This window comes from Bacillota bacterium (assembly GCA_030019365.1).
GTDB lineage: Bacteria > Bacillota > Sulfobacillia > JACIYH01 > JACIYH01 > JACIYH01.
In genome coordinates, this window is the sequence record JASEFA010000001.1 from 184,913 (window position 1) to 202,591 (window position 17,679).

6 protein-coding genes and 1 CRISPR repeat array (1 of these 7 running past the window's edge) are annotated in these 17,679 nt (G+C 60.8%); all 6 genes read left to right on the top strand.

The window, feature by feature from the left end:
- Positions 1-3: 3 nt before the first annotated feature.
- The 6 genes from QME70_00870 (at position 4) to cas4a (ending at position 4,822) form a co-directional block, all read left to right on the top strand.
- Positions 4-996 carry a DevR family CRISPR-associated autoregulator gene (locus QME70_00870; protein ID MDI6893159.1) on the top strand — a complete coding sequence of 331 codons (993 nt, stop codon included), beginning with the start codon at positions 4-6 and terminating at the stop codon, positions 994-996.
- Positions 997-999: 3 nt separating this feature from the next.
- Positions 1,000-1,800 carry a hypothetical protein gene (locus QME70_00875; protein ID MDI6893160.1) on the top strand — a complete coding sequence of 267 codons (801 nt, stop codon included), beginning with the start codon at positions 1,000-1,002 and terminating at the stop codon, positions 1,798-1,800.
- 19 nt (positions 1,801-1,819) lie between these two features.
- Positions 1,820-2,821 carry a CRISPR-associated endonuclease Cas1 gene (cas1, locus tag QME70_00880; GenBank protein ID MDI6893161.1) on the top strand — a complete coding sequence of 334 codons (1,002 nt, stop codon included), beginning with the start codon at positions 1,820-1,822 and terminating at the stop codon, positions 2,819-2,821.
- Between the two features lie 75 nt (positions 2,822-2,896).
- Positions 2,897-3,160 carry a CRISPR-associated endonuclease Cas2 gene (gene cas2, locus QME70_00885; GenBank protein MDI6893162.1) on the top strand — a complete coding sequence of 88 codons (264 nt, stop codon included), beginning with the start codon at positions 2,897-2,899 and terminating at the stop codon, positions 3,158-3,160.
- A gap of 17 nt (positions 3,161-3,177) precedes the next feature.
- The gene (cas4, locus tag QME70_00890) at positions 3,178-3,777 is read left to right on the top strand and encodes a CRISPR-associated protein Cas4 (GenBank protein MDI6893163.1); all 600 of its coding nucleotides are present in this window, start codon (positions 3,178-3,180) and stop codon (positions 3,775-3,777) included.
- A gap of 79 nt (positions 3,778-3,856) precedes the next feature.
- A complete protein-coding gene (gene cas4a / locus QME70_00895) occupies positions 3,857-4,822 on the top strand; it encodes a type I-A CRISPR-associated protein Cas4/Csa1 (protein ID MDI6893164.1) in 966 nt (321 codons plus the stop codon).
- Positions 4,823-5,446: 624 nt separating this feature from the next.
- A CRISPR array of direct repeats spans positions 5,447-17,679; the repeat unit is 37 nt; unit sequence CCACCAAGCATCACCCGGACGTAGACGGGACTGAAAG (it continues 44 nt past the right edge of the window).

Genomic DNA, 17,679 nt, shown 5'->3' on the forward strand with positions numbered 1-17,679 from the left:
CTGATGGGTACAGTGTTCTCTGTCGGGATTAGCGCGCGCCTCGTTCTGGACATGCACAGTCTGAACAACGAAGGTACCGAAGGGAACCAACAGTTGACGAGGATGGTGCACATCATCGATCACGCCGGACAGCGGGCAGTGGTAAACGCCATAAGCGGCGACATGTTCAAGCATATCTTCGTGGAACACCTGGTTCCTCTGCTGGAAGAAGCCGGGGAGCCCCTATCCCCGGGAGCGAAGATTCTAGATGCCGACCGTATCAACGCACTTAACCCCGCCTTCGTTGACTTCTGTGAAAAGGAGCAGTCCTTTACGGTCAACGGTAGAACCGAAAAGCGGATGGCAATGGAGTCCGAGATCCTCGACAAGATGCTCCAGGACTGCAGCTTGACCGACATCGCGGGTGCCCTCGTAACCCGCAGGCGTGCCGTTGGCCGTAAGTCCACCGTCGAATTCGGCTGGGTGGTGGGCCTCCCGGATCGAACCGTGACAGAACAGTATTTCCACGTCAAGTATGCCCCTGAGGGGCGGGCTGCGGCTACAGGCGCAGACACGGTTGCGGGACGTCAGGCCATATTCCATCGTCCCGCTTCTTCCGGCATATACGCACTCGTCTGCAACCTCGATGTCTGCAGAATCGGAGCAAACGATGTCACCCGGAAGGCGGCCGTCCCGGCGGCATCGCGCAAAGCACGAGCCGTAGCCGCGGTCTGGGCGCTGGCAGCGACTTTGCTCAAGCCTGCAGGGGCTCAACGAAACACGCAAAACCCCCACATTGTGGCATGTGAAGGCGCGGTCGCGGTCTCCTCGAGTTCCCTGCCTGCCCCCGTGTTCAGTCCGCTGAGCGACCGCTACGCTGACGAGGTGGGCCGAGCCGCAGAGATCCTGAACGCCATGCGTCCCGGGAGTGTGGAGGTGCGTCAGTTCAGGACCTTGTCCGAAGGGATGGAGATCCTGGCCAACATCGCTGAATCTCTGGAAGTACCGGGGGCGTGAGGCATGAAGAGCGATTCGGGACGACCCCGCGCCCCCACGGGGGCGGGCCGCGAGGACCGTTTGAACGCGCCGGGTCCGGTCGCTGGAGTCCCGGGCCCTGGCCGGTGGCTAGTCTTCGAATACGTCCCGGTGGGCCTGTTCTCCCTTAAGTCCAGCCGCGCCACCAGTGCGGTGGGCATCACGTTACTCGTACCCACTCCTTACGCGGTTAAGATGGCGTTCGTCGACGCGGCCTTCCGGGCTGGTTTCCCCGACGCGTTGTGCGGCAGCCTTCTCGAGAGCCTGTCGCGAGTGGAAATCCGCTTGTCTCCGCCGGCTCGGGCGGTGATAACCCGGACCTTCGTTAAGATCAGGCAAGAGTCCCGGCAAGGGGACCCTCTGCGGCCTTACGGGCCGAACGTGGCCTACCGCGAGTTTGTGCATTTCGCGGGAAGGTGGAGGTGGGCTTTTGACCTGGGTCTGCTGGAGGATCACATCGCGGAGGTGCTTGTCGAGTGCGCTCCGCACGTGAATTACGTGGGGAAACGTGGCTCTTTTGTGCAGTATGACGGCGTCTACCGGTTGCCGAATCTGGATGCGGCGTTCACTGAGCCTACCAACGGGCCGGCGGAGTGGACCATCCCTCCCCGAGCTCACATCGCTGAGTTGGATGATTTCGGGCCGGACGCTACGCTCGATGTGCTGAGCTCCTTTTCCCCCGCAGATGCTAAGGCTGGAAGGCACCGAGTGTTCGTACGCACGGTGATCCCCCTCGGGTTGGTCAATACCGGTCCTGGGTTTCGTGAGTACTCGATGTGGGTGTAGCCGGTAAGTGGACGGGCATGTGATTGTGGATCAATATGGGGCGTTCGTGGGGAAACGGTCAGAGCGCCTGGTGGTCCGCCAGGGCAAAGAGGTGCTGGTGGAGGTCCCGTTCGTGAGCGTAGAGCAGGTGACCATTGCCTCGGGCGGGGTGAGCGTGTCGTCCGACGCCATCCGCGAGTGCGTGGAGCAGGGGATTCAGATCAACTTCCTTTCCGGATCGGGGAAACCGTACGCAAAGATCACCTCGCCCCACCTGTCCGGCATGGTTATCACCCGGCGCGAGCAACTCCTGGCGTACTACGACGAGCGGGGCCTCCAGCTGGCACGCTCCTTCGTGGAGGGGAAAATCCGCAACCAGATCAACGTCCTCAAGTACTTCGCGAAGCACCGCCGGAGCATCGACGCCGCGCTGCACCGCCGGCTGTATGAGGCGGCCGAGAGGATGGATGCCGTCAGAGCGGAGCTGCACGATCTCGAGGCATCCAACGTGGAAGCCATACGCGGGCAGATGATGTCCATCGAAGGGCGGGCCGCGGACGAGTACTGGCAGATGGTGGGTGAGGTCATCCTGGGCAAGGTGGAGTTCGTGGGCCGGGAGAGGCGGGGCGCCACCGATCCCTTCAACTCCATGCTCAACTACGGCTACGGCATCCTCTACCAGCAGGCTTCCGGGGCCCTGCTGCTGGCCGGGCTGGAGCCATACGGAGGGTTCCTGCACGCCGACCGCTCCGGCAAGCCCAGCCTGGTCCTGGACTTCGTGGAAGAGTTCCGGGCCCAGGTGGTGGATCGCACCATCATCGCCATGATCAGCCGCGGTTTCGAGCCCCAGATGGAGGAAGGCCGCCTCACCCAGCCCACCCGCAGGGAGGTGGCCGACCGCGTCCTGGAGAGGCTGGAGTCCACCGAGCGGTACGAGGGGGAGAAGCACAAGGTGAAGACCATCATGCAGAGGCAGGCCCGACACCTGGCCACCTTCGTGCGGCGGGAGGGCAACTACCGGCCCTTCGTGGCCACCTGGTGAGGCGTGGGCGGGCGGTCTGGCGAGGAGTTGCGGGCCGGCTGGGGTGGGTGATGCTGAGGGCGGCGGGGTGATCCGGTGCAGACCCTGGTGATATACGACATCGTGGATGACCGCCTGCGCACGAAGATCTCGGAGACCTGCAAGGACTACGGGCTCCAGCGCATCCAGTACAGCGCCTTCTTCGGCTATCTCAACCGCAACCGGCGGGAGGAACTCCAGCAGAGGCTCAAGCGCCTGCTGGGCAGGAAAGAAGGGAACATCCAGATCTACCCTCTGTGCGACAAGGACATGGCGCTGCGGGTGGAGATCCAGTACAAGCCTCCTCCCGTCCGGGAGTAACCGTGGGGGCAAGGACCATGGGCCAGGATGCGACCGGCGAGATCCTGCCGCTGCGCGTGAGCGACCTCAAGCAGTTCATGTACTGCCCCCGCGTGGTGTACTACCAGTACGTGTTGCCGGTGGAGCGGAAGGTGACTCACAAGATGGAGCACGGCCAACTGGAACACCTGGAACTCGATCGCCTGGAGAAGCGGCGCAAGCTGGTTGAGTACGGCCTGGACGAGGGGGAACGCCGCTTCCACGTGCACCTGCGCTCTGATCGCCTGGGGTTGACGGGTATCCTCGACCTGTTGCTGGTCACCCCTCGCGGTTACTTCCCCGTGGAGTTCAAGTACTCCACGCGGGAGCCGGCGCTCAACCACAAGTACCAACTGACCGCCTACGCCGTACTGGTTGAGGAGCAGTTCAGTCGCGCCGTGCGGACGGGATTCCTCTACATGTCTCCCGGCAAGCGCATCCAGCCGGTGGACATCACGGAGAACATGCGCATCCACCTGCGCCGGATGATGGGTGCCATCCGCCGCATGATCGCCCAGGAAAGGGTGCCCGCCCGCACCCGGTCGGGCGCCCGTTGTCGTGACTGCGAGTACCGTCGCTTTTGCGGCGACGTCACGTAGAGCGGCAATCCCGGGCGAAGAGCAGTCCCGGCGGCGGTGAGCAAGCCGGGCGGGCACCCCGGTGGGGGAGGGAAGCACCGTGTATTTCCTGACCGAGGAGGAGCGCAAGCGCCTGCTGAAGGGCCTTATCCCCAAGTCCAGGCAGAACGAGGTGAACGAGGACCTGCGGGGCTGGAACTGGAACCGGCCGCCCCTCGAGCCTCTTTACGACGTCAAACTGGCCCTGTACGAGGTGGCTTCCCGGTACTGCCCCACCGGGCGCGACCTGTTCCTGCGCCGGGTGCACAAGGTGAAGCCTCCTCCCAACAGGGCCATGACACTCGGCTCCGTCTTCCACGACACCCTGGTCAGCATCATGGTCCGCGCCAAGAGGCTGATCTACGAGAAGGGGGTGGCCGGGTACCAGGAAATTGTGCAGACGCTGAGGGAACCCGATCCCGCGCCCCTGGAGCGCCACCGGGCATCGCTGGGAGACGAGGGCTTCGAGGAGGTAATGCGCCGGTGCCGCATCATCTGGGAGTTCGAGGCGGCCCGCATCATCGCTCGCATTCAGGAATACCTGGCCAAGCAGCCCTATATCGGGGAGGACTCGCTGGTGTCGCTGGCCATCCCGGTGGTGGTGGAGCAGAAGCTGGACGGGTCCTTCCTCGGTCTCAGCGCCAACCTGAGCGCAGACGCCTTCACATTCTCCGAGCCCATGGTGCTGGACCTCAAGTTCGGCGACCGTCGCCCCTTTCACCGGCTCACGACCGCTGGTTATGCACTGGTGATGGAGGCCCTGCACGAGTATCCGATCAACGTGGGTTGCCTGATCTATGCCGAGTTCCGTGAAGACCGCCTGGTTATCTCCAAGGACTTCCACCTGATCGACGATGAGGTGAGGCAGTGGTTCATCGAGGAGCGGGACGAGAAGATGCGCATGATCGCCGAGGAGATCGACCCCGGCCGCGCGGACGATTGCCATCCCGCCTGTCCGTACCACCCGACCTGCTGGCCATCGGATGGCCGCCAGCCCGGTCCTCGCTCCCGGCGCTCGGGCAACTGACGCCCACCGATGCGGCTCGCTGTCGGCCTCTCCAGGGGACGGCGCGGGGCTGGGGCTCCCCCGCCGCCGCCCCCGCAAGCCCCGGCCAGGCCGCCGCCGCCGCATCCACGAATTCCCTGGACAGGAAGCCCGACTGACGTATACCGTTGTGTTGGTTCTTCGTCGGAATGATCACCGCACCGCCTGCACCTCCGTAGTGGGAATCCAACGAGGCAAGCGACTGCTCCTTGACAACGGACTCGTTGTGGTGACGGGCCGGGACTGCGGTCAACGGCGGCATTCGGCCCGTCACCCTCCGACTTGGGCAGCTCTGCGAAGCTGCCGCCTGCCGCCTGGGTCGGGTACGTGGGCACGAGCTATCGCCATACCAGTCTCTGCATGGTTATGCCCCTTCCGAAGATGGCCCCTACCGGCCAGGCATGTGGCATTGGATCATACCAAACTGGCGTAATGCCGGAACACCTCGGGCCGTGAGCCACAGGCATTCCGGCCCCCGATGGCCTTTCGAAGATCGCCAGGGTATTCGCGCAATGGCTGCCCCTTCGGATTTCCGACCGATCCTTACACCGTGCGCATAGCGGCAACCCCTTGCAGGAAGCCGACCCACCCACAGCGAATACATCTCCACCAAGCATCACCCGGACGTAGACGGGACTGAAAGGGTCAAATACCTTCATGACCTGCACTGTATCCGGGTCCCACCAAGCATCACCCGGACGTAGACGGGACTGAAAGGACCTTGTACGCATGGCGGTAAGGGAAGCCTGGAATGCCACCAAGCATCACCCGGACGTAGACGGGACTGAAAGGGTTTCCATGAATTCGACGCAAACTCAATCAGATTCCACCAAGCATCACCCGGACGTAGACGGGACTGAAAGCTCACGCCGCCCTGCCCTCCTTCCGCACGTATCCCTTGCCACCAAGCATCACCCGGACGTAGACGGGACTGAAAGGCATTGACCCAAGATCGACTCCACCACCGGCAGGTCCCCACCAAGCATCACCCGGACGTAGACGGGACTGAAAGTGGGATAGAACTCACGGTCGACGACAGTAAAAGGGACTCCACCAAGCATCACCCGGACGTAGACGGGACTGAAAGTTGCCACTGCCTCTCTGCCTCCTCCTGCTCCACGGCCCCACCAAGCATCACCCGGACGTAGACGGGACTGAAAGTGGATGCTTGCACTGCCATGCTATGGACTGTTCCTCCCACCCACCAAGCATCACCCGGACGTAGACGGGACTGAAAGCCCTGTACTGGGAGTTCCATCGCATCGCTTCTGGCCTCCACCAAGCATCACCCGGACGTAGACGGGACTGAAAGCCGCTTTTCGGCGCGGCGCAGGATGCCACGGCAGGCCACCAAGCATCACCCGGACGTAGACGGGACTGAAAGTTCTTCACGACCTTGCCGCTGCCGTAGCACCCGTGGCAGCCACCAAGCATCACCCGGACGTAGACGGGACTGAAAGTTAGCTTTTTCAGCCCTACGGATTGCCCGATTTCCTCCACCACCAAGCATCACCCGGACGTAGACGGGACTGAAAGTACCCAGGCAGAAGTTTGGGGGGTGGTGCTGAGATGCCCACCAAGCATCACCCGGACGTAGACGGGACTGAAAGCTCGGCGCATTGCAAGGGTTTCCTGCGGCGTCTGCCCCACCAAGCATCACCCGGACGTAGACGGGACTGAAAGTTTTCCCCATACCAGTCTCTCCCCTCCTCAAGGAATCCCACCAAGCATCACCCGGACGTAGACGGGACTGAAAGAAGAGCTCAGGTTGCCACCGCCTCCGCAGGCAAGCGGACCACCAAGCATCACCCGGACGTAGACGGGACTGAAAGTGTGACGCGCCCCGACTTCGGCTGCGTCTGCTGGGAGGCCACCAAGCATCACCCGGACGTAGACGGGACTGAAAGGCGCTATGTACCCCCGCCCAGGGCGGGAAGCCGCTTCGTCCACCAAGCATCACCCGGACGTAGACGGGACTGAAAGGTCTGTCTTCGCGCGCCTTCTTCACCGTCACCAGTTTGCCACCAAGCATCACCCGGACGTAGACGGGACTGAAAGGTTTCGCCCCAAAACAAGAGAGACGGCGCCGCTTCCCACCAAGCATCACCCGGACGTAGACGGGACTGAAAGGTTTCTGAGCCATGGCACGCAAACGGCGGCAATCCTGCCACCAAGCATCACCCGGACGTAGACGGGACTGAAAGGCACGACCGCGACCGATTTTCGCCCGGCGCGGTCGCCACCAAGCATCACCCGGACGTAGACGGGACTGAAAGGGTGCCTCCAACAACTGCGGCTGGTCTGGCGTCGACCCACCAAGCATCACCCGGACGTAGACGGGACTGAAAGGTTCCTCACCCGGCAGGGCAGGCGGCTGACCGGGCCCCACCAAGCATCACCCGGACGTAGACGGGACTGAAAGCAGATTTTGGCATCCCGTTCCCTCCCTTTCGGGATTCGACCACCAAGCATCACCCGGACGTAGACGGGACTGAAAGGCTCATGCCCCAGGGCCTGCGCGTTGCTTTCTGGCACCACCAAGCATCACCCGGACGTAGACGGGACTGAAAGCAAGGGAAAGAACAGGCAAGAACTGGTCGAATCCCTGGCCACCAAGCATCACCCGGACGTAGACGGGACTGAAAGTGTAACCGTCATGCGGTCGGTCAAGGGCAGCGGCGCCACCAAGCATCACCCGGACGTAGACGGGACTGAAAGAGTAACGCTTGACGTGCACCAGCTTCCCCGGCAGGGCCACCAAGCATCACCCGGACGTAGACGGGACTGAAAGTGCTTAAGCTCGTACATGAAACCTTTGAAAACGTGGTACCACCAAGCATCACCCGGACGTAGACGGGACTGAAAGTCCCGTGGCGCTACTATTGGTCTGTGGAATCGGCCAGCCACCAAGCATCACCCGGACGTAGACGGGACTGAAAGCTGAGGTGTCGGGCGCGCTGGTGGCATTATATTTCGCTTCCACCAAGCATCACCCGGACGTAGACGGGACTGAAAGCTTGATCCGCCGTTACACTGGCCGCTGTGCCGTCTGCAACCACCAAGCATCACCCGGACGTAGACGGGACTGAAAGGGATCGCGGTGGTTTCTTCAGGCGTCTCAGTTGCGCCACCAAGCATCACCCGGACGTAGACGGGACTGAAAGTCTGGTCGAGAATGGCTACCGCAACTTCGCGTTTGAGCCACCAAGCATCACCCGGACGTAGACGGGACTGAAAGCGGCTCGGATTGCAGGGTGTAAGTAACAAGCCTCTCCACCAAGCATCACCCGGACGTAGACGGGACTGAAAGGGACTATCAGCCGAGCAGGGAGCAAGTGCTAGCAGACCACCAAGCATCACCCGGACGTAGACGGGACTGAAAGATCAGGCACTCCACCCAGTCCGGGTTGAGCAGGCTACCGTGACCACCAAGCATCACCCGGACGTAGACGGGACTGAAAGAGCCTTCCCCTTTGGGGCAGACGTACCCCCCAGGATGGCCCACCAAGCATCACCCGGACGTAGACGGGACTGAAAGGCTAAGCCGGAGGAAACCCCCCTCCGGTTAGACGCCCACCAAGCATCACCCGGACGTAGACGGGACTGAAAGCAACTTCGTTGAGGAGTGCCGCCCGGATCTCCTCCGGCCACCAAGCATCACCCGGACGTAGACGGGACTGAAAGAATGGTGTGGCTGTTGTGGCCCGCTGCGTGGGCACCACCAAGCATCACCCGGACGTAGACGGGACTGAAAGCCGGCGGCGGAGGCGGTATCTTGGATGGCTTGGGATACCCACCAAGCATCACCCGGACGTAGACGGGACTGAAAGCGAGGAGATTGCGAGACGCTACGGCCCGCCGAGGCCGCCACCAAGCATCACCCGGACGTAGACGGGACTGAAAGAAAAGGAGGGATACCGTGCCACCGAACGACAAGCAGGAACCACCAAGCATCACCCGGACGTAGACGGGACTGAAAGGTATCCCAGCCTTTCCAGGTTGGCTATGGCTTTGTCCACCAAGCATCACCCGGACGTAGACGGGACTGAAAGAGGGTAAATCCCAGGGGTTCATCATCCAGCAGGTATTTCTCCACCAAGCATCACCCGGACGTAGACGGGACTGAAAGCCGCCAGGACCACCAAGAAGCTACCGAATTTGCCTTCCCCACCAAGCATCACCCGGACGTAGACGGGACTGAAAGCGCTCACATTGGCAAGCCCACTGAAAGGGCCTTAACCACCAAGCATCACCCGGACGTAGACGGGACTGAAAGCTTCACGCACCAATTGGCGGATGACGCCGTCCGACCCACCAAGCATCACCCGGACGTAGACGGGACTGAAAGGGTGCCAGTCCACGCACTCGATGCCGTATACCTGCGCGTTGCCACCAAGCATCACCCGGACGTAGACGGGACTGAAAGCACAGATGCCCCCTGGGAGTACCACGAGGCGCTGGCCTCCACCAAGCATCACCCGGACGTAGACGGGACTGAAAGCAGTAGGCGGTCGCGTCGCCGTTCTGCGCGGTGACGCCACCAAGCATCACCCGGACGTAGACGGGACTGAAAGAACAGAGTTCCAAACATGCACCCTTGAAAATGGCTCGACCACCAAGCATCACCCGGACGTAGACGGGACTGAAAGCCCGCATGGCGATGGCCTTGTTGACCGCATCGCTCCCACCAAGCATCACCCGGACGTAGACGGGACTGAAAGCTCTGGGGGCCGTCTAGAGGGAGGATGCATAGATATGCCACCAAGCATCACCCGGACGTAGACGGGACTGAAAGGTCATAACAGCTCGTAGCGCACCGTCGAAATACAGGCCACCAAGCATCACCCGGACGTAGACGGGACTGAAAGTAACCTGCCCCTTGTCGTATGCGAAGGAGAAATGCTTGCCACCAAGCATCACCCGGACGTAGACGGGACTGAAAGAGGGTGGAGCAGGCGGCGACACCCAGGTAGTGGTGCCACCAAGCATCACCCGGACGTAGACGGGACTGAAAGGTATCCCAGCCTTTCCAGGTTGGCTATGGCTTTGTCCACCAAGCATCACCCGGACGTAGACGGGACTGAAAGGGTTTCCGTAAAAATCCTGCCCGGGAAAACGGGCAAGCCACCAAGCATCACCCGGACGTAGACGGGACTGAAAGCGACACACTTGTCCATTAGTTTTCCTATAAAATCTGCCACCAAGCATCACCCGGACGTAGACGGGACTGAAAGAACTCCTTGTCGTACCAGGAGCACGGCCACCGCGTCCACCAAGCATCACCCGGACGTAGACGGGACTGAAAGTGGGCTGGCGCAGCGAGATCACGACCAGCAACGGATCGCCACCAAGCATCACCCGGACGTAGACGGGACTGAAAGGCCGTCACCCGACGCTGGTGAGCTACCAGCGCGCGGTCCACCAAGCATCACCCGGACGTAGACGGGACTGAAAGCCTTAGTGGGCAAACCATGTTCCACCCCGATCATCACTCCACCAAGCATCACCCGGACGTAGACGGGACTGAAAGTGTCGCTCAACTCCTCGGGCGTGTAGACGGCCCCCGCGACCACCAAGCATCACCCGGACGTAGACGGGACTGAAAGCCGTGAACCCCAGAAACGTCATGCCTTCCATGAATTCACCACCAAGCATCACCCGGACGTAGACGGGACTGAAAGCCGCAGCATTCGCAGCATTGCTCTTCTGCGAATGCACTCCACCAAGCATCACCCGGACGTAGACGGGACTGAAAGATGGTATGATGTCCCCGGAAGTTCGAGAGGGGGTCTGGCCACCAAGCATCACCCGGACGTAGACGGGACTGAAAGTCCTCCTCGCTTCCTCTATTGTCCGCCCCCTTCCTGTCCACCAAGCATCACCCGGACGTAGACGGGACTGAAAGCCCATTCCTTTCTGTCTGGCAAGGGCGGCAGAATTGCCACCAAGCATCACCCGGACGTAGACGGGACTGAAAGCAATGCGCATCCCTTCGCGGAGGTTATCCCCTTCCACCACCACCAAGCATCACCCGGACGTAGACGGGACTGAAAGCCAGGTACCTGGAGACCAGGGTGTCCACGGCAGTCCACCCACCAAGCATCACCCGGACGTAGACGGGACTGAAAGGTTCAGCTGGTTCCAGGCCAGCAGGATGGTCTCCACCCCACCAAGCATCACCCGGACGTAGACGGGGCTGAAAGGCGGCCTGAGAGAGCCGGACGGACTGCACCAGGAACTCGCCACCAAGCATCACCCGGACGTAGACGGGACTGAAAGGCCATGACCCGCACCGTCGAGACCTACTGTGGCCGCCACCAAGCATCACCCGGACGTAGACGGGACTGAAAGGCCTTAGCCGCCCTGCGGATGATCTCCTCGGCGGTCTCCACCAAGCATCACCCGGACGTAGACGGGACTGAAAGTTTGAGGTATGAGGTGTTAATATGCCGCGGAATAAACCACCAAGCATCACCCGGACGTAGACGGGACTGAAAGGTTCAGGAAGATGCTCTTCCATGTCCGCTCGAACCACCAAGCATCACCCGGACGTAGACGGGACTGAAAGAGGCTACTGAGAAGACATTCCAGCAGCTCATCGAAGCCCACCAAGCATCACCCGGACGTAGACGGGACTGAAAGGCTACTTGCCGCGCGGCGAGGAAAACCCTCTGGAAGCCACCAAGCATCACCCGGACGTAGACGGGACTGAAAGGCGCAGATCCAGGGCATGTACTCGGCGCTGCTGGACTCCACCAAGCATCACCCGGACGTAGACGGGACTGAAAGGGTCCTCAAAGGTCTCCTTGGCGAGGTCGTACAGCCCACCAAGCATCACCCGGACGTAGACGGGACTGAAAGGCGGCCTGAGAGAGCCGGACGGACTGCACCAGGAACTCGCCACCAAGCATCACCCGGACGTAGACGGGACTGAAAGCGGCGCAGGTCGGTGCGCACATGGACTTGGTAGATGCCACCAAGCATCACCCGGACGTAGACGGGACTGAAAGGCTGGAGCGCTACGGCGCGGCTCAGCATTGCCACGAACCCACCAAGCATCACCCGGACGTAGACGGGACTGAAAGTTGCCTCTTTGCCCAGCTTGCCGATGTTGACCTTTGGCCACCAAGCATCACCCGGACGTAGACGGGACTGAAAGCAAAGTAGCGGACCAGGTCCTCGGGGTTCTCGCAGCAGGCCACCAAGCATCACCCGGACGTAGACGGGACTGAAAGTTGAGCCTGTCACCATGCAGGAAGAGCTCAAACAAATGCCCACCAAGCATCACCCGGACGTAGACGGGACTGAAAGAGCCTGCCACGCGGCGCTCCAGCTCCTTCTCGAAATCTTCCACCAAGCATCACCCGGACGTAGACGGGACTGAAAGAACTAACGATGTGCAGAAAATGCCGTTACAGCGGTTACGCCACCAAGCATCACCCGGACGTAGACGGGACTGAAAGTCAGTACCTCCGGCGTGTCCTTCCAGTAGGGGTCGTACCACCAAGCATCACCCGGACGTAGACGGGACTGAAAGACCAACTACGTACACTGAGGAGAAAACTACTTACCACCAAGCATCACCCGGACGTAGACGGGACTGAAAGTGGCATACGGGGCAGGTGGTCTTCCGCCACGCCTGTTTTCCACCAAGCATCACCCGGACGTAGACGGGACTGAAAGCTTCCTTGTCTTTGGCCTCAAGCCGCTCCTTCAGGGCCACCAAGCATCACCCGGACGTAGACGGGACTGAAAGTAATCTGATCGAAGCGAAGAAGGCCCACATCTCGAGCCACCAAGCATCACCCGGACGTAGACGGGACTGAAAGCGATGTCCGCCGGGGTCAGGGGGTCGCTGCCGCCGGAGGTCCACCAAGCATCACCCGGACGTAGACGGGACTGAAAGTGGAAGTGGATAGAGCCAGGCTCCGAGGGCGAGTTCGTGATCCACCAAGCATCACCCGGACGTAGACGGGACTGAAAGAACGTAGATGCCCATTCGATCATAACACCGACCTCCCCACCAAGCATCACCCGGACGTAGACGGGACTGAAAGTGGCCTTCCGCCGTGTCCACCTCGGACGAAGGCCAATCCCACCAAGCATCACCCGGACGTAGACGGGACTGAAAGTGGTTCCGGAAGGATCGCCTCGCCCTTGGACCAGTCGCGCCACCAAGCATCACCCGGACGTAGACGGGACTGAAAGATCACGGTCTCCATCAAACCGGGAAAGGTCGTCCTGACCACCAAGCATCACCCGGACGTAGACGGGACTGAAAGTTTCAACGTTTTCCCCATACCAGCATACGAATATCTCTTCCACCAAGCATCACCCGGACGTAGACGGGACTGAAAGCCACCTGCCGCTCGATGGACAGCCAGGGTGGCTCATCTCCACCAAGCATCACCCGGACGTAGACGGGACTGAAAGCACTACACATACCCCCCAGGGTACCTCCCTAGGGTATCCCACCAAGCATCACCCGGACGTAGACGGGACTGAAAGAGCACAACAGCTTCCGATATGATTCCCACAGGATTGGACCACCAAGCATCACCCGGACGTAGACGGGACTGAAAGTGAACACTCCGACCACGACCCCTGCAATCTCTGCTTCCCCACCAAGCATCACCCGGACGTAGACGGGACTGAAAGTCCGGCTCCCCCGGTGTCCGACATACCAGGATGTAGACCACCAAGCATCACCCGGACGTAGACGGGACTGAAAGAGGGGAACGCACGGTCATCCGGGAGATCCTGCCCCCCACCAAGCATCACCCGGACGTAGACGGGACTGAAAGAAACATCTCCAATTCGGGAATGGCGGGGAGATTAACCCACCAAGCATCACCCGGACGTAGACGGGACTGAAAGTACGTCATGAAGCATAACGAATACCCTGTTAGGCTTATCCACCAAGCATCACCCGGACGTAGACGGGACTGAAAGACGACCTTCCCGCGCCTGACGCGGATAACTTTGGGGGTCCACCAAGCATCACCCGGACGTAGACGGGACTGAAAGTGAGTGGCGTACCCGCTTCTCCGGGTTCGAGAACGCCCACCAAGCATCACCCGGACGTAGACGGGACTGAAAGCTGTGCTCAGGGGCCGGTACATACTCCATGTAGCCCACCAAGCATCACCCGGACGTAGACGGGACTGAAAGACCGTTTTCTCAACTGCTTCTTTGGCTTGGCGTGCCCACCAAGCATCACCCGGACGTAGACGGGACTGAAAGCTTCCTTCCTGGGGTTCTTCGGGAAGATTGACTCTCCCACCAAGCATCACCCGGACGTAGACGGGACTGAAAGATACTGCGAGCATAGCAGCGTATGCGTCATAGTCGACAACCACCAAGCATCACCCGGACGTAGACGGGACTGAAAGGCCCAGAGAAGATCCTGAACCTAGAGATAGAGTCCCCACCAAGCATCACCCGGACGTAGACGGGACTGAAAGCGCACGAGTGTTACCCCCACAAGCTCTTCGGCCACCTGCCACCAAGCATCACCCGGACGTAGACGGGACTGAAAGGAGCAGCCACCTCTTCCTCCTCCTCTTCCTCCTCGGAGGCCACCAAGCATCACCCGGACGTAGACGGGACTGAAAGCAAGTAATCCCACTCATTCAACCAATCCGCAGGAGTATCCACCAAGCATCACCCGGACGTAGACGGGACTGAAAGGACGGCCGAAACCCTGGCTCGGTACTCGGATGGCTTCCACCAAGCATCACCCGGACGTAGACGGGACTGAAAGCACCAAAGCAGATTGCAAGCTGGGAGACTGTTTGGGCCCACCAAGCATCACCCGGACGTAGACGGGACTGAAAGAGCGCGTAGCGCCCCTGGAACCAGTTGGGCCCATTGCCCCACCAAGCATCACCCGGACGTAGACGGGACTGAAAGCCGTTTTGATAGCCTTCGCAGGATCGAAGTTCGCCAACCACCAAGCATCACCCGGACGTAGACGGGACTGAAAGGCCTCGTTGATGGACATAGTGGCGCGCAGAAACTCATTCCACCAAGCATCACCCGGACGTAGACGGGACTGAAAGAGTTCTGGTATCCAGCCGTAGCGGGATCAATGCCGCCAACCACCAAGCATCACCCGGACGTAGACGGGACTGAAAGGTGAATATCGCGCAAGTTCTTGCGGCAATGAAATACCCCACCAAGCATCACCCGGACGTAGACGGGACTGAAAGCTGTTTCCTTTGCAGCAGGGGATATGATTTTTCTCGCCACCAAGCATCACCCGGACGTAGACGGGACTGAAAGCAAGGTTTTCGGCGGGACCATAGACAGGGTGCAGCGGGTCCACCAAGCATCACCCGGACGTAGACGGGACTGAAAGAGCACTTGGTGCGGGTCACGTAGGGCCTTGCGGGGCACCACCAAGCATCACCCGGACGTAGACGGGACTGAAAGGACCTTGTGTTCGACATCGACGGGCAGGAGGTCAGGATACCACCAAGCATCACCCGGACGTAGACGGGACTGAAAGTCCGGTCTCGCGCACGAACTCCACGGCCCCAACCTCCCTCCACCAAGCATCACCCGGACGTAGACGGGACTGAAAGTGGTTGCTTCCAACGCCAGCGGCCAGGCTGTCGCGGCCCACCAAGCATCACCCGGACGTAGACGGGACTGAAAGGATACCAACTACGCCCTTGGCTTCACAACACGAGGTCCACCAAGCATCACCCGGACGTAGACGGGACTGAAAGCCACTGCTTTGCCTTTCAGCATCGCGCTGTAGGGTCCACCAAGCATCACCCGGACGTAGACGGGACTGAAAGCGGGCCATCCATGGGTCATCATCCCCTCATTGGCTTTCCACCAAGCATCACCCGGACGTAGACGGGACTGAAAGCTTTCCACCAGCGGAGGTCGGCACTGGTGGCTGTCAGCCCACCAAGCATCACCCGGACGTAGACGGGACTGAAAGCTGGATATGTGCAACGGAAGGAGGGCGGGTACAAGCCCCACCAAGCATCACCCGGACGTAGACGGGACTGAAAGAAGAGGAGACGGTCTGGCTGGTGCCCCAGGTGGCGCCACCAAGCATCACCCGGACGTAGACGGGACTGAAAGCTGGCGGAACGTGAGGAGAAAGGACGGGGAATCGCCATCCACCAAGCATCACCCGGACGTAGACGGGACTGAAAGCGCCGCGCGGCAAGTAGCGACGGGGATGACGGAGGTCCCACCAAGCATCACCCGGACGTAGACGGGACTGAAAGACGCCGCGCCCTTTGTGCTGGAGGCCGGGCGCAAGTCCACCAAGCATCACCCGGACGTAGACGGGACTGAAAGGATTTCCTCCGGGTCGTCGAGCCCGGGGACCCAGGAGTCCACCAAGCATCACCCGGACGTAGACGGGACTGAAAGACCCCACCTCCATCATCTTCGCCAACGACACCACGACCACCAAGCATCACCCGGACGTAGACGGGACTGAAAGAATCGCATCAAGAACGGTCGCCGTCCACTTAAATTGAGACCACCAAGCATCACCCGGACGTAGACGGGACTGAAAGGGGTAACCCCATCCGCCCGGGTCATGGATGGCCCGCCCACCAAGCATCACCCGGACGTAGACGGGACTGAAAGGCCGTCGTCCAGGCAGCCTTCCCATTGCGCGGGACAAGCCACCAAGCATCACCCGGACGTAGACGGGACTGAAAGGTCCACGACATCTCGCTGCCCGCAGGAGCCGACCTCACCACCAAGCATCACCCGGACGTAGACGGGACTGAAAGTAGAGGGCGTGGCTTGGCTGCTCCGCACGGTGGCCGACCACCAAGCATCACCCGGACGTAGACGGGACTGAAAGTGGATCGTGCTCACGGTGACGTGCGGCCTCTGCTCGACCACCAAGCATCACCCGGACGTAGACGGGACTGAAAGCATAGTTCCACACGCTGGCCTGGCCCTTGACGATACCACCAAGCATCACCCGGACGTAGACGGGACTGAAAGTCGCCAGGGCGGGGAAGGAGTGAGTGACGGTGTTCTTCCACCAAGCATCACCCGGACGTAGACGGGACTGAAAGTTGATTCCCACCGTCTGCGCCGTCCAGGCACCCCCGGCCACCAAGCATCACCCGGACGTAGACGGGACTGAAAGTCACGGGCAAGCCGGTTGACGTCGGCACGGCTGGCGACCACCAAGCATCACCCGGACGTAGACGGGACTGAAAGAAGCCTTCCATGGCCGGCTACACCGAGGCCTACACCGTCCACCAAGCATCACCCGGACGTAGACGGGACTGAAAGGTAGTGTTGTGCGTAAAGGTGCCATCGGACTTGAGAAACCACCAAGCATCACCCGGACGTAGACGGGACTGAAAGGGAACTCCTCCTCGGTGAGTACCCCAGATTCCCGGAGCCCACCAAGCATCACCCGGACGTAGACGGGACTGAAAGGAGGAACCAGGCTGGGAAGTAGCGGCTCACCAGCTCGGCCCACCAAGCATCACCCGGACGTAGACGGGACTGAAAGTCTCGAGTTCCTCGGCCTTCTTGACGGCAGCTTCCTCCCACCAAGCATCACCCGGACGTAGACGGGACTGAAAGCAGCTGCGGGTCGGTTGGCTTCGGTGTTGGCGAGTACCCCCACCAAGCATCACCCGGACGTAGACGGGACTGAAAGGGTACATTGATTGGATTATAAGGGACAGCAAGGAAGGCCACCAAGCATCACCCGGACGTAGACGGGACTGAAAGAAGAAATAGCATTCAACCCGGCCACCAAAGAAAGCTTCCACCAAGCATCACCCGGACGTAGACGGGACTGAAAGGCAAGAGAGTAAGCTGGGCATTCCGAACCC